General features: G+C 36.4%; 1 pseudogene. It reads right to left on the reverse strand.

Features of this window, described 5'->3' with window-relative positions:
• Nucleotides 1-43: 43 nt before the first annotated feature.
• A pseudogene (locus EKM80_RS14785) lies at nt 44-640 on the reverse strand (3-hydroxyacyl-CoA dehydrogenase NAD-binding domain-containing protein); the annotation flags it as partial.
• Nucleotides 641-1017: the final 377 nt, after the last annotated feature.

A 1017-nucleotide genomic window follows, 5' to 3' on the forward strand; every position in this document is an offset into this window, starting at 1 on the left:
GCCCTTTCGTCTGTGTGCTTTATCGGTACTGGCTAACTTACTATTGCAATTTGCGAACTAAGAGTGAATTTAGAATATAGCCATGTTGTTCCTTGTTTAATTTAAAAGGGACCATTCGGATATCTCTCGCAAATTTCACAAGTTCGTCAATATACTTCTCATCAGTTCCCGCATGTCCCATAATTTCAGCATTATTGTTGACCCATATTTGGTTAGCAAAATGTAGGGCTAAAAATTTTTCTGGACGATCAACACTGTCAACAAATTGAGATGGGACGAGCGTAGAAGAATTTGAAGCAAATATTGCTTTTTGGGGAGCAACTCTCGAAAGTTGCTTATAGAAATCCTTCTTAATGTTGACATTTTCTGGAATGGCCTCAATTACTAGGTCTGCATCCTGAACAGCATCAGCTAGATTAGAACTAAAGCGAATTTTTTCAATAACTTCATCCGCTTTTGCACCATCTTCATAGAAATTTTTATAAATATCAGGATATGATGTCATTAATTGCTCAGAGTGTTTTAGAGCAGAATCATTGACATCATAAACCGTAACATTGAATCCCATGAACTGACTTTGAAAGGCAATTTGCCCACCTAAAATGCCACCACCTGCAACAGTTACATTTTTTATAGACATGTTTTCTCCTCCTATTAATGATTTGATAGGTTAATTATAGCACTAAGAGAAAGCGCTTTCAAAAATAGCACCTAAAGTGACTGTTTAAGTTTAGTTGCTGAAATCCCCATGAATAAGTGGTGTGTTTTTGAAAGATGGCGGAGTCTTTGATTTGTAGGTCGATTTGTTGAAACATAAGTCATATATAACGGTCTGCTTATATAATTACGGAAAATATAGCAATATTAAAGGGTTATTATGCCATTTTAGAATTAAAACAGCCCCCATTATCTACCGGTTAGATAATGGGGGCTGTTTTAATAGTCTTTTTGAGGGGTCATTATAAATAAATGATGCTTCCAAGGTGTCCTGGAGTCCTTTGAACCCTCGGTGGATCC

Origin of the sequence: Loigolactobacillus jiayinensis (assembly GCF_003946445.1) — a bacterium.
GTDB lineage: Bacteria > Bacillota > Bacilli > Lactobacillales > Lactobacillaceae > Loigolactobacillus > Loigolactobacillus jiayinensis.